Here is a 20,901-nt window from a genome sequence, read left to right on the forward strand (position 1 = left end):
TCAATGCGACGTTCGGACCCGACGCCAACCTGCGAAAGGGCAGTCCGATGACCGACCTCGTGCCGTTCCTGATGTTCCAGAAGCGCGACGCCGCCGAAGCGATGGCCTTCTACACCTCGCTGTTCCCCGGGGACACCGTGCTGTCCGAGGAGCGCTACGGCGCCGGCGGCCCCGGCCCGGAGGGAACGATCGTGATGGCCGAGTTCACCGTCGCCGGGCAGCGAGTGCGGTGCAGCGACAGCTTCGTCCAGCACGGCTTCGATTTCACTCCGTCGACGTCGCTGTTCGTCACCGTCGACTCGACCGACGAGCTCAAGCGCGTCTACGAAGCCCTCGGCGAGGGCGGCGGAACCCTGATGCCGCTGGACGACTACGGCTTCGGGCCGTTCGCCTGGGTGAACGACCGGTGGGGTGTTTCATGGCAGTTGAGCGCCAAGGGCTGAGCATTTCTCGGCTGTGGCGATGGCCAGCGAGATACGCGTACGGTTTCTTTTTGCGATCGCGAATCTAGCTCGGATCCGCAGCTCGACCGCAATTTCCGCCACTATTGACTAAGCGACAGATACCGCGAACAGGAATACGGACGGGTGAGCCCCGGACGGGTTAAGCGGACGCATTCAGACCCCGCTATGGTGGGCATTGGGAGGTTGGCAATCAGCCTGAGGGGGGCCGATACCACATCCCGGGGCCAGCCGTTTCACCTGCAGTAGTCACGCTGCGCAGGCAAACGGCTGGCCCTTTGTCGTACTGCGGAATCAAGAGCCACAGCAGTCTCCAACCACGGTTTCCGATACCGAAACCCCGCGGACAGAAGAATCGCCGCAGGAGAATTCGCGAGAACTAGGCGGCACGGTTCCGGTACAGCCACCACACGTCCCGCCCGAAAGACCAGCTCAGCGTCGTCACCGCGAGTCCCGCCAGGAGCACCGGTGCGGCTCCTGCCGCGGCGGCCGTCAGGGCGATTCCCTGCAGCGCCGCCACCGCTTTCCGGGCCCGGCTGGGGCGTAGCGGGGCACGCAGCCACGGCCACAGCCGGGCCGCGGCGACGAACGCGTAGCGCATCAGGCCGATCGCCAGGACCCACGGGCCGACGGTCGGGGTGACCAGGACGCTCAGCACCAGGATCAGGAAGGCGTCCGCTTCCATGTCGAAGCGGGCGCCCAGCGCGGAGACGGTTCCGGTGCGGCGGGCGACGTAGCCGTCGACGGCGTCCAGGGCCAGGGCGACCGCGGCGATCGGGATGATCAACGGCAGCGGCGGGTGCCCGCCGAGGCGGTCGGCGACCAGGGCGGTCACGGTGCCGATCAGGGCCGCTCGGGCGAGGGTCACCTGATCGGCCGGGCCCAGCCGGTACACCCGGATCCGCCAGGCGCCCTGGGTGAGCAGCACCAGCAGGCCGAGCAGGTAGGCCACGCCGACCGCCCATCCGGCGAGGCCGAGGCCGGTCGTCACGGTCAGCAGGGTGAGCAGGGCGAGTTGCGCCAGCAGCGCGGGGGCCTGCTGGACGACGGTTGAACCCAGCTCGGCCGGGGTTCGTGTACAGGTGGAGACAGCCATTTCTCCTCGATCCGGCAGCAACGGAGGACAACCTTGACACGGGCGGCGCAGGCCTTCTGGTTCACTTCGACCGAGGGAGGGGAGCTCCGATCGGCCGAGGTGGCTGCTCCGCAGGCCGACGAAGTGCTGGTCCAAACGCGATTTTCGGCGATGAGCCGAGGCACGGAAAGCCTGGTCTTGCGCGGCGGAGTACCGGAGAGCCAGCACGACGTCATGCGCGCGCCGTATCAGGAGGGCGACTTTCCGTGGCCGGTCAAGTACGGCTACCTGAACGTCGGCGAGGTCCTTTCCGGACCGCCGGAGCTGACCGGCCGCACGGTGTTCTGCCTCTATCCACATCAGACCGAGTACGTCGTGCCCGCGTCGGCGGTCACGGTGGTGCCGGACGATGTCCCCGCGGCGCGCGCGGTGCTCGCCGGGACTGTCGAGACCGCGGTGAACGCGCTCTGGGACGCGGCACCGCTGGTCGGTGACCGGATCGCGGTGGTCGGGGCGGGGATGGTCGGGTGCAGCGTCGCGCGGCTGCTGTCCCGGTTTCCCGGCGTGGACGTCCAGCTCGTCGACCCCGATCCGGACCGCGCGGCGGTCGCGGAGGCGTTCGGCATCCGGTACGCCACGCCGGAGACCGCGACCGGCGACCTCGACCTCGTGGTGCACGCCAGCGCGACCGACGCCGGGCTAGCGCGCTCGCTCGAACTCCTCGGTCGCGAGGGCACGGTGGTCGAGCTGAGCTGGTACGGCGACCGCCAGGTGTCGGTGCCGCTCGGCGAGAACTTCCACTCGCGACGGCTCACCGTGCGCGGCAGCCAGGTCGGCACCGTCTCGCCGGCCCGCGCGGCGCGGCGCGGTTACGGCGACCGGATGGCGCTGGCGTTGCGGCTGCTCGCGGACCCGGCGTTCGACGCGCTGATCACCAGCGAATCCACCTTCGCCGAACTGCCGGACGTCGCGGCCCGGCTAGCGGACGGAACCCTGCCCGGACTGGCTCACCGGATCACCTACCCGTAAAGGAGAACGCGTTGTTCAGTGTCACCGTGCGCGATCACATCATGGTCGCCCACAGTTTCCGCGGCGAGGTTTTCGGCCCGGCGCAGCGCTTGCACGGCGCGACGTTCGTGGTCGACGCGACGTTCCGGCGGTCCGAATTGGACTCGGACAACATCGTCGTCGACATCGGGCTCGCCACTCAGCAGCTCGGCGCGGTGCTCGCGGACCTGAACTACCGGAACCTCGACGACGAACCCGATTTCGCGGGGATCAACACGTCGACGGAATACCTCGCCAAGGTGATCGCCGACCGGCTCGCGGACCGGATCCACGCCGGGGAACTCGGCGAGAACGCCCGCGGGCTGGCGCAGATTTCGGTGACCCTGCACGAATCCCACGCCGCGTCGGCCGGATACGAGCGTTTCTTGTGACCACTGTGGACTCTTCCGGATACGCACCGGAATGGTTGCGGCTCCGGGAACCCGCCGACACCGCGGCGCGGGCGGCCGACCTGGTCGCCCTGCTCCCGGCCAGTCCGGCGGTCATCCGGGATCTCGGCTGCGGCACCGGGGCGATGGGGCGCTGGCTGAGCGGTCGCCTGCCGAAACCGCAGCGGTGGATCCTGCACGACCAGGACCCGCGCCTGCTGGAGATCGCCGCGCGCAGCCTTCCGCCGGGGCTGAGCGTGGAGACGGAACAAGCTGACGTGACCCGTCTCAACCTGACCGGAACTTCGTTGGTGACAGCTTCCGCCTTGCTGGATCTCCTTACCAAGGAGGAGATCCAGCGCTTAGTACAGTCCTGTGTGGACGCACAAAGCCCAGCGCTGTTCACTTTGTCGGTGACCGGCTCGGCTCAACTTACGCCAGCAGACGCGGTGGACGAAGCACTCAATGCCGCGTTCAACGACCACCAACGCCGAGACGGAAAGTTAGGCCCAGAAGCCGCCGCGTTCACCGAAGCGGAGTTCACCAAGCACGGCTGGACTGTCCACACCAGACCGGCACCATGGCGGCTCGATCCGGAGCACCGCGAACTCATCGACACCTGGTACCGCGGATTCGTTGCCGCGGCACGAGAACAACAGCCAGACCTGGCCGTGCCGGAGGATCGGCAGATCGCCGAAGTCACCGTGCACCACCGGGATTTACTCGCTCTCCCCTGATTCCCGGCGGGCCCGGGCCCGGCGTTTGCCCTCGTGCATCGCCGCGACCCGGGCGACCGGGATCGTATGCCCCTCAGCCACGAGATCCGCCGGAAGTTCCTGTGGTTCCGGCAATTCCTCCGCCCACGGATCCGCGCTGCCCAACAGTCCTACCGCGGTCTTCACGGTGAAATCCGCCGGTTTGACGTGGTCCGCGTCCGCCCAGCGCACCGGGAACGACACCGGCGCGCCCGGCCGGATCCGCGGGCTGTACGCGGCCGCCACGGTCGCCCCGCCCGCGCGGGTCGAATCGAGAAAGACCTTGCCGTGCCGGTCTTCCCGAATGAACGCAGTGGTCGCCAGCTGCGGATCGATCCGCTCCGCCCGCGCGCCGACCGCCCGGGTCGCCGCCGCGACGTCCTCAAAGGACAGACCGGGAACCAGCGGCACGAACACGTGCACGCCCTTGGACCCGCTGGTTTTCAACGCACCGGCGAGCCCGGCGTCGGCCAAGGCCTGCCGCACCAGCCGAGCCGCCTCGACCGCGACGTGGAAGTCCGCTCCCTCCGGCGGGTCGAGGTCCATGATCAGATCGGTCTGGCCGACCGGCTCCACCCGGGTCAGCGCGGGATGCAGTTCGACCGCGCGCTGATTGCCGAACCACAGCAGCGTCCGGCGGTCGTTGCACAGACCATAGGTGACTGTCCGCTGTGAACTCTCCGCCCACAGTTTCGCCCGCGGCACCCACTCCGGCGTGTACTTCGGCAGGTTCTTCTGCATGAACGCGTCCTGCCCGCGCAGCACCCGCATCACCGACAGCGGACGGTCGCGCAGCACCGGCAGCAACCGGTCCGACACGGCGTCGAAGTAGTCGACGAGGTCGCGTTTCGTCACCCCGGCGTCGACGAACAGCTCCTGGTCGAGGTTGGTCAGGGAAACCCCTTCGCGCACCTCATCCGCTTTGGCCATACCGTCAACCCTTGCCGACCAGCGCATTCCGGTCAACCGCTTAGACGAGCGGTTTCCCTTTCCGCACCCGCCGCCGGAAGTCCGCGAGGCACGCGTCATAGGGAAACCGCCGCACCCGCAGCGGAAGCGGTTCGACCATTCGGCCGATCCCGCGCATCAGCCGATCGAACCGGCGCTGGTCCGCCGCCGACCACGGCAGCCGCATCTGCTCTCGGAACACCTCCGGCAGGAACCCCGTCGTCACGAAGCGGTGGAACCGTCCGAAAAGAAACGAGAACGGCCGGGGCAGGAACTCCAGATTCGCGATAGCGGTGAGGTATTCGCGGAGCCGGTCGTCGATGTCCACTCGGGCCAGCCCTTCCGCCCAGTACGCGGCGAAGTCCTCCGGCCAGTCTTCGGGACGCACCTGCAGCGTCGTGCCCAGCACCGCGGCCTCGGCATACCAGGATTCCGGAGCGGGCCGCCCGAGAAACGCGCGATGCACGTCCTCGACGCCATGGGCCAGACAGGCGGCGACCCACAGTTGCAGTTCGCGATCGAAGGCGCGGTACCGGACCGGACTCGCGTCGGTCGAGACCACCTGCGCGTGCACCGCGTTCACCGCCCGCCGGTACGCCGCGCGATCCGCGTCGGTGCCCAGCACGGCGACCGCGAGATAGGTGACGGTGGTGCGAGTCCGTTTCAGCGGATGCTTGAAGAGATTCCCCGAATCGACCCGGCTTTCCAGCACGCCGTATCCGACCTCGGGCCGGCCCAGCTGCATGATCACGTTCGCGCCGCCCGCGAGCAGGCTGACGCCGAGCACGCCGTCCTGGAGCATCCGTCCAGGGGACGCCTCCGTTGACACCTTGTCAAGAGCGCTCAGGCACGGACGACCCGGACGTCGGCCACCTCCAGCAGCCCGTCCAGGTGCACCCGGGCCCGGGTCTGCGCCGGGTCGATGACCAGCCCGTCGCGCCGGACCAGGTCGAGCACGCGTTCCGCCAGCGGCAGCACCAGGTGGCGGCCCCAGCAGCGTTCGTTGCCGTGCCCGAACGGGAGGTAGCCCGGGTGGGCGTCCGGGTCGAGCGCGGCCCAGCGGCTCGGCCGGAACTCGTCGGGCGCGTCCCACAACTCAGGGTCGCGATGGCTCAGCAGCGGCAGCAGCAGGACGTCGTCGCCCGCGCCGATCCGGGCGTCCACCTCGGCGAACTCCGGCGACCGCACGCGCAGGATGTTCCACGACGGCGGCAGCAGGCGCAGTGCCTCGTTGAGCACGTACTCCGCGGGCACGTCGTCGTCCAGCGGCGAGCCGAGCCACAAGGCGTTCGTGACCAGCGCGGCGACGGTGAAGCAGACCGGCCCGGCCACGCGCCGGTAGAGGTACATCGCGAAACGGCGCTGCTCGTAGGTGTCCGCCTCCAGCACCATTCGCGCCAAAGTGGACAGCGCGACCTCCGGCGCGGGCCGTCCCCACAGTGCGGCTCCGGCGGCGACCGCCGCCCAGGTGATCTTCGGCGTCAGCTCCAGCCGCCGGTCGACGAGGACCCGGAACCGCCGCTGCTCGCGGCCGAACACCAGGTCCCGCAGGTAGTTGTGCGGCCCGGCGGGCCAGGTTCCGGCGAGGTCAGCGTCGCCGAGCGGCTTCTTGAGCGCGGAGCGCACGTCCGCGCCGACCGCCCGCATCAGCGTCGACGATTCCGGCCGCGTCACGACCCGCCCGCGCACCGGCTTGAACGTCGGCCGTTCCTCGGCATTCGCGGGCCGGCTGCGCAGCAGCGCGTCCATCAGCTCCGCCCCGGCGACGCCGACGGTGTCCGGTTCCAGCCGAAAGAAGGATTTTCCCCGATAACGGTCGAACAGTTCTTGGAGACGCGGCGCGAATACCAACTGCCGCACTTTGTTCCGTTCAGCGGGAATGGTCACGCACACCTCCTCTTGAGCGGGAAAACCGGCCGGCTCCGGGGAATTCCGGAACCGGCCGGTCCCGTTTAACGGGACGGTCAGATCCAGCCGTACCAGGCATAAGACTTCAGGCTCTTGCTCGGAAGGGCCTTGCGTACGAGACGAACCAGCTTCACGGAAATACCTCCGTCTTCTCCGGAACTTCAACCGCACTCGCGGCCGCTGCCGACAGTACGACGAATTTCCGCGAATACGCGGCAAGATAACCTGAACGGCCCACCGAAGCGGATATGTTCGGGAGCGGCACCTCGTCGGTTCGGGAATTCCCGCCGGAATTCCTTGGCGAATCCGGGACGGCGTCGGTATCCTTCGCCGCCCGCTAAAGCACCGACCGGGCGAACTCGATGAGCGCCCGAGCCGCAGGCCCCGCCGGACCGTCCGACCGCCACGCCAGCGCCAGCTGCCCGCGCAACTCCGGCCGCAGCCGCAGGGTGTGCAGTTCCCCGGCGTAGTAGCGAGCCAGCGATTCCGGCACCAGCGCCACGCCGAGACCGCGCATCGCGAGCTTGGCCAGCACGTTCGGGTCGCTCGCCTCGATCGTCACGCGCGAGCGCAGTCCGGCCGCGGCGAACCCGCGGTCCAGCACACCGCGCATGCCGGTGCCCTTCGGCAGGCAGATCAACGACCGGTCCGCCAGCTCAGCCAGGGTGAGCGAAGCTCGGTCAGCGAATTCGTCGCGCAGTGCGGTGACCGCGACCAGTTCCTCGTCCAGCACGACCTGCGTGGTCAGCCCGGCGGGCTCGCCGTCGGCCAGGCCGATCACCGCGACGTCCAGCCGTCCTTCGCGCAACGCCTCGACCATCAGGTCGGAATTCGCTTCGCTGAGCGTGATTTCCACTCCCGGATAGCGTTCCGCGAACCCGGCCAGGAACTCCGGCAGCGCCACCGGGCCGGCGGAGGTCACCATCCCCATCGCCACCTGGCCGCGCACCAGCCCCTCGTGCTCCGCGACCGTCTCGCGCACCGCCGCCACCGCCGCGAGCGCGGCCCGAGCGTGCGGCAGGGCGGCCGCGCCGACGCCGGTGAGCCGCACCGTGCGCCCGGACCGGTCGAACAACGGCTGCCCCAGCTCGCGTTCCAGCCGCCGGATCTGCGCGCTGACCCCGGGCTGCGCGACATGCATCCGGGCCGCCGCGCGCGTGAAGTTGGCTTCCTCGGCGACCGCGACGAAGTACTCGAGCTGGTGCAGTTCCATAACCAATGATTCTAGCCGTTGGAACTAGTATCTCTTGGACTTATCATCAATCGGCTAGCACGCTGAAGGCATGCAGACGTTCACCCCTGACCAAGCCGGTTACCGCGAAGAGATCGCCGGGTTCCAGACCGGCATCACCTCCACGCCGCAGCTCGTCGTCGCCGCCACCAGCGCGGACGACATCGCCGCCGCGGTCCGGCTCGCGGCCGAGCGCGACCTGCCGGTGTCCGTGCAGGCGACCGGACACGGGCTGCGCGCGCCTGCCGAGGGCGTGCTGATCTCGACGCGCCGGATGACCGGCGTGACCATCGACCCGGACCGCGCCGTGGCGCGTGTCGAAGCCGGGACCACCTGGGGCAGCGTGCTCGCCGCCGCCGCGGAACACGGTCTCGCGCCGTTGAGCGGTTCGGCCCCGGGCGTCGGCGTGGTCGGCTACACCCTCGGCGGCGGTTTCGGTCTCCTCGGCCGGCACTTCGGCCTGGCCTCGGACCGCGTCCGCGCCGCCGAACTCGTCCGGCCCGACGGCACGCGCACGACCGGCCCGATCGACGCCGGGATCGTGACCGCGCTGGAGTTCGAACTGGTCCCGGTGACCACGTTGTACGGCGGCGGGCTGTACTTCGACACCGCCAAGATCCCCGAAGTCCTGCGCACCTGGCGCGACTGGACCGCCGACCTGCCGGACACCGTCGGCACCTCGGTCGCGATGGTGCCCTACCCGGATCTGCCGATGGTTCCGGAACCGTTGCGGGGCAAGCACATCGCCCACGTTCGCGTGGCCTACCTCGGCAGCGACGGCGACCAGCTCGTCGCACCGCTGCGCCCGCTGGGCCCGCTGCAGGAAACGCTGACCACGATGCCGTTCACCGACTCCGGCAAGATCGCCGCGGAACCGCCGAACCCGCACTCGTACCTCGGCGACAACCGCGTGCTGCCGGAACTCCGGGACGACGTGCTGAGCACGGTGCTCGATCACGCCGGCCCGGACGCCCCGGTTCCGACCGTGCTGATCATCGACCTGCTCGGCGGCGCGTACCGACACTCGTCCGCACCGGATTTCACCGCCGATTCGCGCTACACCGTGCGCGCGCTTTCGATGATCGAACCGGACGCGGCGACCGTGCAGGCCGCCCACGCCAAGTTGTTCGCTCCGCTGGATCCGATGTCGACTGGACGGCTGCGGAGCTTTGTCTACGGGCAGCCGCTGGGTTGATTCAGCGTTCGAGAACGAAGACCGGGATCAGCCGCTCGGTCTTCTTCTCGTACTCCGCGAAGCCCTCCGCGTGCTCGACCATCTTGGCGTACAGCCGGTCGCGCTCGGCGCGGTCGGTCACGAGCTTCGCCGTCGCCGGGAACTTGTCGGTGCCGATCTCGACCGTGACGGACGGGTTCGCGACGAGGTTGTGGTACCAGTCCGGGTTGGTGTCCGCGCCGCCCTTGGACGCGACGATCACGATCCGGTCGCCGTCGGTGGTGTACACCAGCGGGCTCACCCGCTGCTTGCCGCTCTTCGCGCCGGTGTGCGTGAGCAGCACCATGTTCTTGCCCTCGAACATCCCGCCGACCTTGCCCGCGTTGGCGCGGAACTCGTCGATGATCTGCTGATTCCAGTCCGACATCGGAGAACTCCCTGAATTGATGATGTAACAACAAACCTAGGAGCGCGCGAATCGGGCTGTCAACACACGCGCAGGTACTGTCGCGGCATGGCCACCGAATCCGGCCCGACCGTCGAGGACGGGGTCCGCGAACTGCTGCTTCTGATGCCCCGCATTGTAGGGCGCGCGAAGCGGACGCCGCCGCCTCCGGAACTCGACGACGTCACACTCGCGCCGCGGCATTTGTCCCTGCTGGCGTATCTGCTGTTCGACGGCCCGATGACGGTCAACGAACTCGCCGGACGGCTCGAAATCGCGCCCACCACAGCGAGTTTGATGATCGGCGACCTGTCCCGGCAGGGCGTGCTGGAACGCGCCGAGGACCCGGACGACCGGCGGCGCACCATCGTGAGCATCCACGCGGACAAGCGCCCGGCCGTCGACGCGTGGCTCGCGCGCGGCGCGAAGGCGTGGCAGGAAGCGTTGACGCCGTTGAGCCCCAGCGAACGCGCGCTGGTGATCAACACGCTGAAGGTGTACGAGCAATACGGCTCACGAGGCGATTAGCCACTGCGCCTGCGGCCCCGCGCATTTCCGCGGCCACGCCGCGTCGTGCTGGTACCACGAGGCCTCACAGGCCCGACCGTCCGGCAGCGTGTACCGCGGCGGGCCCGGCACCCGGCGCAGTCCGGCCCCTTCGAGCGAACGGCCGCTGGCGACGTTGCCGACCTCCGCGCCGGCGCGCACCCGCGAAAGCCCGAGATGCTCGTGCGCCAGGATGAGACCGGCGGCGAACAAGTCGCGGCCGAAGCCTTGCCCGCGATACCCCGGCGCGAGATAGCCGCCGGTTTCCGGGCCGCCGTCCTCGCCCGCGTGCACGCTCACGAGACCAGCGCAGCGGCCCGCCACGAGATCGATCGCGACGACGTCCACCGAATGCGGGTCCGGCGTGGTCCAGTCCGGTCCGGTGCCCGGGACGACGCGCAGCGCCTCGCCGCGCATCGGCTCGGCCACCACGGACTCGGGAAGCCAGCCGAGCCAGCGCTGCGCGGCCGGATCGCTGCCGCCCGCGACCGCCGCCGCGTACTCCCACGCGGTGGGGGTGCGGAAAAGGAACCGGCCGAACGCGAAGGCGTGACCCCGGCGGTCGCAGGTCCGTTTCGCCATCAGCCGTCCGCGGCGGGTCAGCCGGCTGACCAACGGTGCATTGCTCACAAACGCCATCGCGCGGGAAATGCTACCCCTCGCCGGTCGCGGTCCGACCGGAAGCAGGCGAAGCTGCAGCCGGATCGGCGGCGAACGGCACTGTATGGTGAGCGGGTGACGGCCGTACCGGAAGCAGCCGACGCCGACAGCGGGCGCGCGGCCCAGCCCCGGCACCTCATCGTGTCGGTCTACGGCGTGCACCACCAGGCGGGCGGCGAATGGCTTTCGGTCGCCTCGCTGATCGATCTGCTCGCCGCGGTCGGGGTCGACGAGCCCGCCGTGCGGTCGTCGATTTCCCGGCTCAAACGGCGCGGGGTCCTCGAAGCGGTGCGCCGCGACGGAGCCGCCGGGTACGAATTGTCCGGTACCGCCTTGGATTTGCTGCGCGAAGGCGACGAGCGGATCTTCCGCCGGGACCGCGCGAAGCTGGCCGACGGTTGGCTGCTCGCGGTGTTTTCGGTGCCGGAAGCCGAGCGGCACAAGCGGCACGTGCTGCGGACGCAGTTGTCGCGGCTCGGGTTCGGCACCGCGTCCTCGGGCGTCTGGATCGCCCCCGCGCACCTGTACGAGGCCACTGTCGGCACCCTGGAACGCCTCGGGCTGGCCGAGTACGCAGACGTGTTCCGCGCCGAGCACCTGGCGTTCGGCGACCCGCGCGAGAAGGTGCGCGAGTGGTGGGATCTGGACCAGCTGGACGAGCTGTACACGGCGTTCCTCGAAGAGCACGAACCCGCGCTGCGCCGGTGGCAGCGCCGCCGCACGACGCCCACCGACGAAGCGTTCGCCGATTACCTCCGCGTGCTCACCGGCTGGCGGCGGATGCCGTACCTCGACCCGTGCCTGCCCGCGGAATTGCTGCCCGAGGGCTGGTCCGGCATCCGCGCCGCCGAGGTGTTCTTCACGCTGCACGACCGGCTCGAAGAAGCCGCGCGCACGCACCTGCGGCAGGTGCTCAGCGGTTGACCACCGCGTAGCCCTGCACTTCCACCAGCGCTTCGACGTCCCACAGCCGGTTCACGCCGATGCCGGCCATCGCCGGGTAATCCGTGCCCACCAGCCGCTTCCACACGCGGCCGATCTCGCGCGCGTGCGCCTGGTAGTCGTCCATGTCGACGATGTAGACGGTCAGGCTGCACAGGTCCGCGGGTTCGCCGCCGGCCGCGCGCAACGCGGTGAGCAGGTTGCCGAGCGCGCGCTCGAACTGCTCCACCACGCCGTCGCCGACGATCCGGTTGTCCGCGTCCAGCGCCGTCTGCCCGGCGAGGAACACCAGCCTGCCCTGCGCCGCCACCGCGTGCGAGAACCCCGACGGCTTGCCCAGCTCGGGGGGATTGATCCGCTCCATGCCGGGGAGCGTAACCCATCTATCGTCTTCTTGACGACCGTAGGACAGACGACATACCCTGGGTCACGTGCGGATTTCAGTAGTCGGCGGCGGGCCTGCGGGGCTCTACTTCGCCGTGCTCGCGAAACAACTCGGCCCGGACCACGAGATCACGGTCTGGGAGCGCAACGCGCCGGACGACACGTTCGGCTTCGGCGTCGTCTTCTCCGACGAGACGCTCGGCGGCATCGAGCACGCCGACCCTGCGGTGCACGAGGCGATGCGCCGGGAGTTCGCGCGATGGGACGACATCGACGTGCACTACCGCGGCACGGTGTCGACCTCGGGCGGGCACGGATTCGCCGCGATGAGCCGCAAACGGCTGCTCGCGATCCTGCAGCAGCGGTGTCGCGAAATGGGCATCGATGTCCGATTCCGCAGTCTCGCGCCGGATCCCGCCGAACTGGCCGCGTCCTCGGACCTCGTGGTCGCGGCCGACGGCGTGAATTCCGCGGTGCGCACGGCGTTCGCCGGTTCGTTCCGGCCGTCTGTCGAGACCCGACAGTGCCGCTACCTCTGGCTCGGCACGGACCTCGTGTTCGACGCGTTCAAGTTCTACGTGCTCGAAACCCCGCACGGCGTCATGCAGGTCCACGGCTACCCGTACGGCCGCGACGGCAGCACGTTCATCCTGGAGATGCACGAGGACGTCTGGCAGCGGGCGTTCGGCCCGATCGCCGCCACCGGCCTCGGTCCCGGGGAAAGCGACGAGAAGTCGATCGAACTGATCCGCGAACTGTGCGGCGACATTTTCGACGGACACCAGTTGCTGGCCAACAATTCCAAGTGGACCACCTTCGGCACGGTCCGCTGCGAAAATTGGGTCCACGACAACGTCGTGCTGCTCGGCGACGCGGCCCACACCGCGCATTTCTCGATCGGCTCTGGCACGAAGCTCGCCATGGAGGACGCTCTCGCGCTCGCCGCGTGCCTGCACGAACAGCCGAGCGTCCCGGAAGCCCTTGCCGCGTATGAAGAAGAGCGGCGTCCGGTAGTCGCTTCGACGCAGCGTGCGGCGCAGGCGAGCCTGGAGTGGTTCGAGAACCTCGCGCAGTACACGCATCAGGAACCGGAGCAGTTCGCGTTCAACCTGCTGACCCGCAGCCGTCGCGTCACCTACGACAACCTGAAGCTGCGGGACAAGGAATTCGCCGCTTCGCTGGATCAGTGGTTCGCCGATTCGCTCGGTACATCTGTTGCGCCGCCGATGTTCCAGCCGGTGCGGATCGGTTCGCTGGAATTGCCGAACCGGATCATCGTGTCGCCGATGGACATGTACTCCGCGGTCGACGGCGTCCCCGGCGAATTCCACCTGGTGCACTTGGGAAGCAAGGCGCTCGGCGGGGCCGGAATGGTGATGACCGAGATGATCTGCGTGTCCGCCGAAGGCCGGATCACGCCGGGCTGCCCCGGGCTTTACACCTCCGAGCAGGAGGCCGCGTGGAAGCGGATCGTCGACTTCGTGCACCGCGAAACCCCGGCGAAGATCGGGTTGCAGCTGGGGCATTCCGGGCGCAAGGGCTCCACGAAACTGATGTGGGAAGGCATTGACGACCCGCTGCCCGAGGGCAACTGGGAGGTGTGCGCGCCGTCCGCGCTGCCGTACTCGCCGAACAACCAGACGCCGCGCGAACTGACCGTCGCCGAACTGGGCGAGATCCGGGACCAGTTCGTGTCGGCCGCGGAAGCCGCCGCGCGCGCCGGGTTCGATCTGCTGGAACTGCACTGCGCACACGGCTATCTGCTGTCGTCGTTCCTGTCCCCGTTGACCAACCACCGCACCGATTCCTACGGCGGCTCCCCGGAAAACCGGCTGCGCTTCCCGCTGGAGGTCTTCGACGCGGTCCGCGCCGTGTGGCCGGCCGACCGGCCGTTGACCGTCCGGATCTCCGCCACCGACTGGTTCGAGGGCGGCAACGACGCCGACGAAGCCGTGGCGATCGCGCAGGCGTTCGCCGAACACGGCGCGGCCGCGATCGACGTGTCGACCGGCCAGGTGGTCAGCGAGGAGAAGCCGAAGTTCGGCCGCAGCTACCAGACGCCGTACGCGGACCGGATCCGCAACGAGGTCGGCCGTCGCTACGGCACCGCGGTGATCGCTGTCGGCGCGATTTCCTCGTACGACGACGTGAACTCGCTCATCCTGGCGGGCCGCGCCGACCTGTGCGCGCTCGGCCGCACCCACCTGTTCAATCCACAATGGACCTTGCACGCGGCTGCGGCGCAGGAGTATCCGGTGCCGTGGCCGAAACAGTGGGCAGCGGGCAAACGCCCGCCGCAGACCGGCCGCACCGACGGCCCGGAACCCCGGCTCGACCTGGTCCGCACCGGCGGCCACCAGACCGCCCATGCCCGCTGGCGACCGGAGGACGCCCGATGAACGCTTTCGCTTTCACTCCGGAACAGACCGCGTACGCCGCTTCTGTCCGGAAAATCGCCGCCGAGCAGCTAGTCGAACTGGCCGCCGCCGGTGCCGAAGGCGCGGTCAACCGTCCACTGCTCAAGGCCATGGGCTCCCACGGTTTGCTTGCTCGGCTGTTCCCCGGAGTCGAAAGTGGACAGCCGACCCGGCAAGCCGCCGCGACCGACCTGTGTCTGCTGCGAGAAGCCCTCGCCACCCAAAGCACCGAAGCCGAAACCGCCTTGGCGTTGCAGGGCTTGGGCAGTTACCCGGTGCTGCAGTCCGGTTTGGACGAACAGGTCCGGCGCTGGCTCCCCGCCGTCGCCGCCGGTGACGCCGTCGCCGCCTTCGCCCTCACCGAACCCGATGCGGGATCCGACGCCGCCGCCCTGCAACTCGCCGCCGAACCAGACGGTGACGGCTGGCGGCTCACCGGCACGAAAATGTGGATCTCGAACGCCCCGGAAGCCGATTTCTACACGGTCTTCGCCCGCACGACTCCCGATGCCGGTTCACGCGGCGTCAGCGCCTTCGTCGTCCCCGGCGACCGTGCCGGGCTCAGCGGCGAGCACCTGGATTTGGTGAGCCCGCACCCCATCGGCACCGTGGTGTTCGACGGCGTCCGGGTGAACCGCGACGAATTGCTCGGCGAGGAGAACCGCGGTTTCGCCGTAGCGATGCGCACTTTGGACCTGTTCCGCCCGAGCGTCGGTGCCTTCGCGGTCGGGATGGCGCAGGCCGCGCTCGATGCGACCGTGGAGTACACGGCTTCGCGCGAAGCATTCGGCGGTCCGTTGGTGAAGCAGCAGACGGTCGCACACACGCTGGCCGAAATGGCGACGCGGACGGAAGCTGGCCGGCTGCTCGTGTACGCCGCCGCCGCGGCTTACGACGCGGGCGAGCAGAACTTGGCCGGTCGCGCGGCAATGGCGAAGTTGTTCGCGACCGAGACCGCGCAGTACGTCGTGGATCAAGCGGTGCAATTGCACGGCGCACGAGCATTGCGGCGCGGGCATTTGCTGGAACACCTGTATCGCGAGGTCCGGGCGCCGCGCATTTACGAAGGCGCGTCCGAGATCCAGCGGACGATCATCGCGCGGTCGCTTCAGCGGCGCGGATAAGCCTCCTGCTGGCGAACACACCAGCAGGAGGTATCCAGCCGCGGCTAAACGCTCGCGCGCCGTTTCGGTTTCCGGTCGAGCCACAGCTGCGCGGCGATCAGCACGACCGTCCAGCTCACCCACGCCCCGAGCGCCGCGACCGACTGCCCCAGCGCGATCTCGCTGCCGCCGAACGTGGTGGCGAGCTGCGGTTCGAGGAAAATCGCCGCGATCGGGCCGATGAGCCGGTTCAGGATGATCGACATCGTCATCGCGAAGCTGCGGATCATCCAGCGCCGGTGATCGCCGAACCGGCGTTCGCGAGCGGCGCGGTAACCCGCCCACGTCGCACCGAGCCACAGCACCGCGAGCAGCACGTCGCTGGCGCGGGTCACCGGCCCGTACGGAGTCGCCGCGCCGACCGTCAGCGCCAGCACCCCGGACGGCAGCACCCCGGCGAACACGTACGCGCGGCCGGCGTAGCGGTGCAGCACTGGATGCTTCCGCCGGATCCACGGCCAGACCTGCAGCAGCGCGGTCACCATCGCGATCGAGCCGAACACCACGTGCGCCGACAGGATCAGGTAGTGCGCCGGGAAGGTCGAAGGCACCCGGGACCGGGCCGGGTCGAGCGCGAGGTACGGCGGCAGCGAATACGCCAGGAACGCGACGATCACCAGGCCCAGCGGCACTATCCAGGGCCGCCGCCACCAGTGCTTCTTCGGCTCGACCCGTACCGTTCGCTCCGCCGCGGGCTCCGCCCGCTGTGGTCGAAGATCCGTCCCCGCCGTCATGTTCGCCTCTCTCCGTCGTCCGTTCTCGGCTGGCACTTCCGAACGTAGGACGGGTACCCCGCGCGAACCATGGTGCCGACTGGCGTCAGTGCGGTGGGGGCAGCCTTACCCTCGGCCAGGTGATCCACTGAACCGAGCGTGACGACCGCCGGCCGCCGCCGGACCATTGCCGCAGAGGTCCAGACCAGGCATACTTCTCCTACTTTGTTGCCCGCCACAACAAAGCACTCCCCCAGGTTCCTCCCGGAAACCGAGGTGACCACGCATGCCCAATTTCCTCAGACGCCTCCCCACCGCATTCGCCGCCGCCGCGCTTCTGGCGTTCGGCCTCCAAGCCGCGCCAGCCGTGCTGGCTCCTCCCCTCGCGGCCGCCGCCGACAGCTTTACCGACGATTTCAACGGTCCGGCCGGAGCCGCCGCCGACGCGTCGAAATGGACCTACGAAACCGGCGACAACAACGGCAACAACCACGAACGGCAGTGGTACACCGCAGGTGCCGCCAATGGCGCCCTCGACGGCCAAGGCCACCTGGTGATCACCGCGAAACGCGAAAACTCCGGCCACACCTGCTGGTACGGCACCTGCCAGTACACGTCCGCGCGGCTCAACACCGCCGGGAAATTCAGCCAGGCCTACGGGCACGTCGAGACCCGGATGAAAATCCCGCGCGGCCAGGGCATGTGGCCCGCGTTCTGGATGCTCGGCGGCGGAAACTGGCCGAACGACGGCGAAATCGACGTCATGGAGAACATCGGCCGCGAGCCGAACACCGTGCACGGCACCATCCACGGCCCCGGCTACTCCGGCGCGGGCGGGATCGGCGCTCCGTACAACGGCCCGGTTTTCGCCGACGATTTCCACACCTACGCGGTCGATTGGTCGCCGAACAAGATCGTCTGGTCGGTCGACGGCAACGCTTACCAGATCCGCACCCCCGCCGACCTGAACGGCAACCGCTGGGTCTTCGACCATCCCTTCTACCTGATCCTGAACCTCGCGGTCGGCGGCGACTGGCCCGGCGATCCGGACGGCAGCACGCAGTTCCCGCAGCAACTGGTCGTCGACTACGTGCACGTGACCACGAGCAGCACCGGCGGGTCGAGCGGCCGGATCATCGGCATCGGCGGCAAATGCGTCGACGTGCCCTGGGCCAATCCGGCGAATTTCACCCAGCTGCAGATCACTGACTGCAACGGCAACGCCGCGCAGAACTGGACGATCGGCAATGACGGGACCATTCGCGCGCTCGGCAAGTGCATGGACGTCAAGTACTCCGGCACCGCTGACGGCACGCCGGTCCAGATGTACGACTGCAACAACAGCGACGCGCAGCAGTGGGTCGTGACCGCGGCGCACGACATCGTCAACCCGCACGCGAACAAATGCCTCGACGCGGCCGGGGTCAGTTCGGCCAACGGGACGAAACTGCAGCTGTGGACGTGCACCGGGAACGTCAACCAGAAATGGTCGGTGAACCAGTAGCCGTCCACTGTGGACAAGTTGCCTTGAAGTAAGACGGCGGGCCGTAACCACCCCCCGGTGGCCACGGCCCGCCGCGGAAAACCGCGTGGGCCGCCCTCCGCGCGTCGGCTGGGGGTCCCGACGCCCGGGGCGGCACGCTCACGCGGCCCACTGCCGAAGGTAGCCAGCCCGCGTGCGCCGCGGGCCTTGCGCGGGACAGGAAGGGCCGAACGGCCATCCGCGCTGCCTTCCCGGGGCAAACCGGCCGGTTTCGGCCGAACCGCTCAACGAGCGCCGGACAACTCCGCGTAGGCCTCGACCAGCTGCGCTTCGGCGTCGTCGAGGTACACGGCGAGCATCTCCGCAGTACGGATCCCGTCGCCAGCCGCGAGCACTTCGAGGATTTCGTGGTTCCGCGGCAGATACCGCTCATGGAAACGGCGCGGGTCGGCCATCACGTGGAACACCAGCCGCAGTTCCGCGGTAAGCGCCTGCATCAGCTCGACGATGCGCTCGCTGCCGGTGAGCGCCACCAGCTCCGCGTGGAACCGGATGTTCGCGGTGCCCAGGTCCTGCCACTGCGCCTGCTTCGCCGCGCGATCGCCGTCCGCGACGATGCTGGCGATCTTGTCGTACGCCGCCGGCTTCTCGGTCACGTCGCGGACCGCCGCGCACTCGATGAGCTTGCGGACGCGGTAGATGTCGCGCACGTCCTCGACGCTCGGCACCCGCACGAAAACGCCGCGATTCAGCTCGTGGACCAGCAGCCGTTCGTGCGTCAGCAGCCGGAAGGCTTCACGGAGCGTGTTGCGCGAGACCCCGAGCGCGCTTCCGATGTCCTGCTCCGAAAGCCGTACTCCAGGCAGGAAGTAGCCCTCGGAAACGCGCGTGCGCAGCACGCCCGCCACTCGTTCCGCGGTGCTCGTCCGGCCGAGCAGGCCGCGATCCGCTTCCAGGCCCATCGGCTCTCCGTCTGTGACCACGTCGCCCAGCGTAGCCAGCGGACGGTGAACAATAAAATGAGGGACTTGTGGAATTGTTGAACGATCCGTACGGTAGCGGCCATGTGACTCGTGCCACCATGAGTTCGTCCCCCTGTGAGGTGCCCTATGAACGTCAACGTCGCCGACGGCACCGCGAACGCGGCCCGCCCGTTCGGCTGGTATCGCTCGCTCGGCCACAAGGGCCGCCGCGCCTTCCTCGGCGCGTTCGGCGGCTACGGCCTCGATTCGTTCGACTACCAGACCCTGCCCTTCGGCCTGGCCGCGATCACCGCCTACTTCGGCATCACGTCCGGGGAGGCGGGCCTGCTCAGCACGGTCACGCTGGTCGTGTCCGCGATCGGCGGCGTCGGGGCCGGCGTGCTGGCCGACCGCATCGGCCGCGTCCGCACGCTGCAGCTGACCATCGCGATGTACACGATCTTCACGGTGCTCTGCGGTTTCGCGCCGAACTTCGAGACGCTGCTCGTCTTCCGCGGCTTGCAGGGGCTCGGGTTCGGCGGCGAGTGGGCGGTCGGCGCCGCGCTGGTCGCCGAGTACTGCTCGGCCAAGTACCGCGGCCGCACGGTGGCGTTCGTGCAGAGCGCGTGGGCGGTCGGCTGGGGCCTGCTGGTCATCGTCTACACGGTGCTGTTCAGCGTGCTCGACCAGGACCTCGCGTGGCGCGTGCTGTTCTGGGTCGGCGTGATCCCGGCGCTGCTCGTGCTGTGGGTGCGGCGCAGCGTCGAAGACGCGCCGGAGGCCGCCGAACGACGAGTTTCCGCGAAGGTCAAAGGCTCGCTCGTCGGGATCTTCCGGCCGGAACTCCTGCGTACCACGGTGTTCGCCGCGCTCCTCGCGACCGGCGTCCAGGGCGGCTACTACACGCTGTTCACCTGGATGCCGAAGTACCTGCAGAGCAGCCGCGGCCTTTCCGTGGTCAACACCGGCGGCTACTTCGCGCTGCTGATCCCGGGCGCGTTCATCGGCTACGTCTGCGGCGGCTACCTCACCGACCTGCTCGGCCGGAAGAAGACGTTCCTGCTGTTCTCGGTCGTTTCCGCGCTGCTGATCGTGCTGTTCGTACAGCTGCCCTACGGCGCGAACGGCCTGATGCTGCTGATCAGTTTCCCGCTCGGTTTCTCGACTTCGGCGATCTTCAGCGGCTTCGGCGCGTACCTCGCCGAGCTGTACCCGACCGCGCTGCGCGCCACCGGACAGGGCTTCACCTACAACTTCGGCCGCGCGGTCGGCGCCGCTTTCCCCGCCGTGGTGGGCTTTCTGGGTGCGGGCGGCGCGATCGTCCTCGGCGCGGTCGGCTACGCGATCGCCGCGGTAGCGCTGCTCGGGCTGCCGGAAACGCGAGGCAAGGAACTGGTGGAGGTATGACGACTTCCTACGATCCTTCGACGCTCACTCCGGCCGAGGCCCGCGCGCTCTTCCGCGCCGGCACCGAGCGCCCGACCACCGGCTGGGCCGACGGTTACGCCCAGACCAACCTGATCGCCGTCCCCGCGGACTGGGCCGAAGACGTCCGCGAGTTCTGCGCTCGTAACCCGCAGCCGTGTCCCGTGCTCGACGTCAGCGAACCCGGCGACCCGACCACCCGGCTCGCGCCCGGCGCGGACCTGCGCACCGACCTGCCGCGCTACCGCGTCTGGCACAACGGCACGCTGACCAGCGAAATCAGCGACGCCACCGGGGTATGGCGCAGCGACCTGGTCGCGTTCTCCATCGGGTGCAGCTTCAGCTTCGAGACGTTGCTGCGCGCGGCGGGCATCCCGTTGCGGCACGTCGAGCAGGGCCGCAACGTCTCGATGTACGTGACGAACCGGCAGTGCGAACCGGCCGGGCGGATGAGCGGCCCGATGGTGGTGTCGATGCGGCACATTCCGGAAACTCTGGTCGAGGAAGCCGTGCGCATCACCGCCGCGATGCCCGCGGTGCACGGCGCTCCGGTGCACGTCGGCGACCCGGCCGAGCTGGGCATCGCCGACCTCGCCCGGCCGGATTTCGGCGATCCGGTCGACGCCGAGCCCGGCGACGTGCCGGTGTTCTGGGCCTGCGGCGTCACCCCGCAGGCGGCGCTGATGGCGTCCCGTCCGCCGTTCGCCATCACGCACGCTCCCGGCTACATGTTCTTGACCGACCGACCCGATCGCGATTACCAGGTGGGATGA

23 protein-coding genes are annotated in these 20,901 nt (G+C 69.0%); 12 read left to right on the forward strand and 11 right to left on the reverse strand.

Annotation, left to right across the window (positions count from 1 at the left end; all coding sequences use genetic code 11):
- The first annotated feature begins 47 nt into the window (after positions 1–47).
- Positions 48–443 carry a VOC family protein gene (locus CU254_RS34510; protein ID WP_009083698.1) on the forward strand — a complete coding sequence of 132 codons (396 nt, stop codon included), beginning with the start codon at positions 48–50 and terminating at the stop codon, positions 441–443.
- A gap of 397 nt (positions 444–840) precedes the next feature.
- Here CU254_RS34510 and CU254_RS34515 read toward each other — a convergent pair whose 3' ends face one another.
- Complete coding sequence (locus CU254_RS34515) at positions 841–1,557, reverse strand: CDP-alcohol phosphatidyltransferase family protein (RefSeq protein ID WP_050788346.1); 717 nt, start codon at positions 1,555–1,557, stop codon at positions 841–843.
- 33 nt (positions 1,558–1,590) lie between these two features.
- Between CU254_RS34515 and CU254_RS34520 the strand changes: the two genes are divergently transcribed.
- Genes CU254_RS34520 through CU254_RS34530 form a run of 3 tightly spaced genes read left to right on the forward strand, consistent with a single transcriptional unit; the run spans position 1,591 to position 3,709 of the window.
- Positions 1,591–2,565, forward strand: a complete 975-nt coding sequence (locus CU254_RS34520; RefSeq protein WP_009083703.1) for a zinc-binding alcohol dehydrogenase — start codon at positions 1,591–1,593, stop codon at positions 2,563–2,565.
- 11 nt (positions 2,566–2,576) lie between these two features.
- Positions 2,577–2,975 carry a 6-carboxytetrahydropterin synthase gene (locus CU254_RS34525; protein ID WP_009083705.1) on the forward strand — a complete coding sequence of 133 codons (399 nt, stop codon included), beginning with the start codon at positions 2,577–2,579 and terminating at the stop codon, positions 2,973–2,975.
- A complete protein-coding gene (locus CU254_RS34530; protein ID WP_009083707.1) occupies positions 2,972–3,709 on the forward strand; it encodes a class I SAM-dependent methyltransferase in 738 nt (245 codons plus the stop codon). Before CU254_RS34525 ends, CU254_RS34530 begins: the two co-directional genes overlap by 4 nt.
- Here the strand turns inward: CU254_RS34530 and CU254_RS34535 are convergent.
- The 5 genes from CU254_RS34535 to CU254_RS34550 all read right to left on the reverse strand — a co-directional run bounded on the left by CU254_RS34535 (position 3,692) and on the right by CU254_RS34550 (position 7,796).
- Complete coding sequence (locus CU254_RS34535; RefSeq protein ID WP_037715755.1) at positions 3,692–4,657, reverse strand: DNA polymerase domain-containing protein; 966 nt, start codon at positions 4,655–4,657, stop codon at positions 3,692–3,694. The two genes, CU254_RS34530 and CU254_RS34535, sit on opposite strands and share 18 nt — an antisense overlap.
- Before the next feature lie 40 nt (positions 4,658–4,697).
- Positions 4,698–5,477 carry an oxygenase MpaB family protein gene (locus CU254_RS34540; protein WP_037715758.1) on the reverse strand — a complete coding sequence of 260 codons (780 nt, stop codon included), beginning with the start codon at positions 5,475–5,477 and terminating at the stop codon, positions 4,698–4,700.
- A gap of 41 nt (positions 5,478–5,518) precedes the next feature.
- Positions 5,519–6,562, reverse strand: a complete 1,044-nt coding sequence (locus CU254_RS34545) for a cytochrome P450 (protein WP_037715761.1) — start codon at positions 6,560–6,562, stop codon at positions 5,519–5,521.
- A gap of 77 nt (positions 6,563–6,639) precedes the next feature.
- Complete coding sequence (locus tag CU254_RS45105; RefSeq protein ID WP_350539724.1) at positions 6,640–6,717, reverse strand: tryptorubin family RiPP precursor; 78 nt, start codon at positions 6,715–6,717, stop codon at positions 6,640–6,642.
- 203 nt (positions 6,718–6,920) lie between these two features.
- Entirely contained in the window at positions 6,921–7,796 is an 876-nt protein-coding gene (locus CU254_RS34550; RefSeq protein ID WP_009083714.1) for a LysR family transcriptional regulator, read from the reverse strand.
- A gap of 70 nt (positions 7,797–7,866) precedes the next feature.
- Between CU254_RS34550 and CU254_RS34555 the strand changes: the two genes are divergently transcribed.
- Positions 7,867–9,009: an FAD-binding oxidoreductase gene (locus CU254_RS34555; RefSeq protein WP_009083715.1), complete on the forward strand. Its 1,143-nt coding sequence runs from the start codon at positions 7,867–7,869 to the stop codon at positions 9,007–9,009.
- A 1-nt stretch (position 9,010) separates the two neighbouring features.
- Here CU254_RS34555 and CU254_RS34560 read toward each other — a convergent pair whose 3' ends face one another.
- Complete coding sequence (locus tag CU254_RS34560; RefSeq protein WP_009083716.1) at positions 9,011–9,415, reverse strand: nitroreductase family deazaflavin-dependent oxidoreductase; 405 nt, start codon at positions 9,413–9,415, stop codon at positions 9,011–9,013.
- Positions 9,416–9,502: 87 nt separating this feature from the next.
- Here CU254_RS34560 and CU254_RS34565 point away from each other — a divergent pair, with 87 nt between their 5' ends.
- Positions 9,503–9,961 (forward strand): MarR family winged helix-turn-helix transcriptional regulator, encoded by a 459-nt coding sequence (locus CU254_RS34565; RefSeq protein WP_009083717.1) that lies wholly within the window; start codon positions 9,503–9,505, stop codon positions 9,959–9,961.
- Here CU254_RS34565 and CU254_RS34570 read toward each other — a convergent pair.
- Positions 9,947–10,618, reverse strand: a complete 672-nt coding sequence (locus tag CU254_RS34570) for a GNAT family N-acetyltransferase (protein ID WP_037718463.1) — start codon at positions 10,616–10,618, stop codon at positions 9,947–9,949. The two genes, CU254_RS34565 and CU254_RS34570, sit on opposite strands and share 15 nt — an antisense overlap.
- 96 nt (positions 10,619–10,714) lie before the next feature.
- On the opposite strand from CU254_RS34570, the gene CU254_RS34575 reads away from it, so the two are divergent.
- The gene (locus CU254_RS34575) at positions 10,715–11,563 is read left to right on the forward strand and encodes a PaaX family transcriptional regulator C-terminal domain-containing protein (protein WP_009083718.1); all 849 of its coding nucleotides are present in this window, start codon (positions 10,715–10,717) and stop codon (positions 11,561–11,563) included.
- Here CU254_RS34575 and CU254_RS34580 read toward each other — a convergent pair.
- On the reverse strand, positions 11,553–11,945 hold the full coding sequence (locus CU254_RS34580; protein WP_009083722.1) for a RidA family protein: 393 nt from the start codon (positions 11,943–11,945) through the stop codon (positions 11,553–11,555). The two genes, CU254_RS34575 and CU254_RS34580, sit on opposite strands and share 11 nt — an antisense overlap.
- 67 nt (positions 11,946–12,012) lie before the next feature.
- Here CU254_RS34580 and CU254_RS34585 point away from each other — a divergent pair, with 67 nt between their 5' ends.
- Together CU254_RS34585 and CU254_RS34590 are read left to right on the forward strand one after the other, a co-directional pair.
- Positions 12,013–14,364, forward strand: a complete 2,352-nt coding sequence (locus CU254_RS34585) for a bifunctional salicylyl-CoA 5-hydroxylase/oxidoreductase (RefSeq protein WP_037715766.1) — start codon at positions 12,013–12,015, stop codon at positions 14,362–14,364.
- Complete coding sequence (locus CU254_RS34590; RefSeq protein WP_009083725.1) at positions 14,361–15,506, forward strand: acyl-CoA dehydrogenase family protein; 1,146 nt, start codon at positions 14,361–14,363, stop codon at positions 15,504–15,506. The genes CU254_RS34585 and CU254_RS34590 overlap by 4 nt, the downstream gene beginning before the upstream one ends.
- A gap of 44 nt (positions 15,507–15,550) precedes the next feature.
- Here the strand turns inward: CU254_RS34590 and CU254_RS34595 are convergent, their stop codons facing one another.
- Entirely contained in the window at positions 15,551–16,279 is a 729-nt protein-coding gene (locus CU254_RS34595; RefSeq protein WP_078560989.1) for a DUF2306 domain-containing protein, read from the reverse strand.
- A 265-nt stretch (positions 16,280–16,544) separates the two neighbouring features.
- Between CU254_RS34595 and CU254_RS34600 the strand changes: the two genes are divergently transcribed.
- A complete protein-coding gene (locus CU254_RS34600; protein WP_009083727.1) occupies positions 16,545–17,762 on the forward strand; it encodes a glycoside hydrolase family 16 protein in 1,218 nt (405 codons plus the stop codon).
- A gap of 263 nt (positions 17,763–18,025) precedes the next feature.
- Here CU254_RS34600 and CU254_RS34605 read toward each other — a convergent pair whose 3' ends face one another.
- Entirely contained in the window at positions 18,026–18,703 is a 678-nt protein-coding gene (locus tag CU254_RS34605; protein WP_037715768.1) for a GntR family transcriptional regulator, read from the reverse strand.
- A gap of 147 nt (positions 18,704–18,850) precedes the next feature.
- Between CU254_RS34605 and CU254_RS34610 the strand changes: the two genes are divergently transcribed.
- Together CU254_RS34610 and CU254_RS34615 are read left to right on the forward strand one after the other, a co-directional pair.
- Positions 18,851–20,110, forward strand: a complete 1,260-nt coding sequence (locus CU254_RS34610) for an MFS transporter (RefSeq protein WP_037715771.1) — start codon at positions 18,851–18,853, stop codon at positions 20,108–20,110.
- The gene (locus CU254_RS34615) at positions 20,107–20,901 is read left to right on the forward strand and encodes a putative hydro-lyase (protein ID WP_009083730.1); all 795 of its coding nucleotides are present in this window, start codon (positions 20,107–20,109) and stop codon (positions 20,899–20,901) included. Before CU254_RS34610 ends, CU254_RS34615 begins: the two co-directional genes overlap by 4 nt.

This window comes from Amycolatopsis sp. AA4 (assembly GCF_002796545.1).
Classification (GTDB): Bacteria; Actinomycetota; Actinomycetes; order Mycobacteriales; family Pseudonocardiaceae; genus Amycolatopsis.

What these genes read in the sequence shown, in the direction of transcription:
- CU254_RS34560 (WP_009083716.1), bottom strand. Translation starts at nt 9,415, where the DNA reads ATGTCGGACTGGAATCAGCAGATCATCGACGAGTTCCGCGCCAACGCG.
- CU254_RS34550 (WP_009083714.1), bottom strand. Translation starts at nt 7,796, where the DNA reads ATGGAACTGCACCAGCTCGAGTACTTCGTCGCGGTCGCCGAGGAAGCC.
- CU254_RS34555 (WP_009083715.1), top strand. Translation starts at nt 7,867, where the DNA reads ATGCAGACGTTCACCCCTGACCAAGCCGGTTACCGCGAAGAGATCGCC.
- CU254_RS34615 (WP_009083730.1), top strand. Translation starts at nt 20,107, where the DNA reads ATGACGACTTCCTACGATCCTTCGACGCTCACTCCGGCCGAGGCCCGC.
- CU254_RS34580 (WP_009083722.1), bottom strand. Translation starts at nt 11,945, where the DNA reads ATGGAGCGGATCAATCCCCCCGAGCTGGGCAAGCCGTCGGGGTTCTCG.
- CU254_RS34570 (WP_037718463.1), bottom strand. Translation starts at nt 10,618, where the DNA reads ATGGCGTTTGTGAGCAATGCACCGTTGGTCAGCCGGCTGACCCGCCGC.
- CU254_RS34565 (WP_009083717.1), top strand. Translation starts at nt 9,503, where the DNA reads ATGGCCACCGAATCCGGCCCGACCGTCGAGGACGGGGTCCGCGAACTG.
- CU254_RS34595 (WP_078560989.1), bottom strand. Translation starts at nt 16,279, where the DNA reads ATGACGGCGGGGACGGATCTTCGACCACAGCGGGCGGAGCCCGCGGCG.
- CU254_RS34510 (WP_009083698.1), top strand. Translation starts at nt 48, where the DNA reads ATGACCGACCTCGTGCCGTTCCTGATGTTCCAGAAGCGCGACGCCGCC.
- CU254_RS34535 (WP_037715755.1), bottom strand. Translation starts at nt 4,657, where the DNA reads ATGGCCAAAGCGGATGAGGTGCGCGAAGGGGTTTCCCTGACCAACCTC.
- CU254_RS34590 (WP_009083725.1), top strand. Translation starts at nt 14,361, where the DNA reads ATGAACGCTTTCGCTTTCACTCCGGAACAGACCGCGTACGCCGCTTCT.
- CU254_RS34605 (WP_037715768.1), bottom strand. Translation starts at nt 18,703, where the DNA reads ATGGGCCTGGAAGCGGATCGCGGCCTGCTCGGCCGGACGAGCACCGCG.
- CU254_RS34600 (WP_009083727.1), top strand. Translation starts at nt 16,545, where the DNA reads ATGCCCAATTTCCTCAGACGCCTCCCCACCGCATTCGCCGCCGCCGCG.
- CU254_RS34540 (WP_037715758.1), bottom strand. Translation starts at nt 5,477, where the DNA reads ATGCTCCAGGACGGCGTGCTCGGCGTCAGCCTGCTCGCGGGCGGCGCG.
- CU254_RS34515 (WP_050788346.1), bottom strand. Translation starts at nt 1,557, where the DNA reads ATGGCTGTCTCCACCTGTACACGAACCCCGGCCGAGCTGGGTTCAACC.
- CU254_RS34610 (WP_037715771.1), top strand. Translation starts at nt 18,851, where the DNA reads ATGAACGTCAACGTCGCCGACGGCACCGCGAACGCGGCCCGCCCGTTC.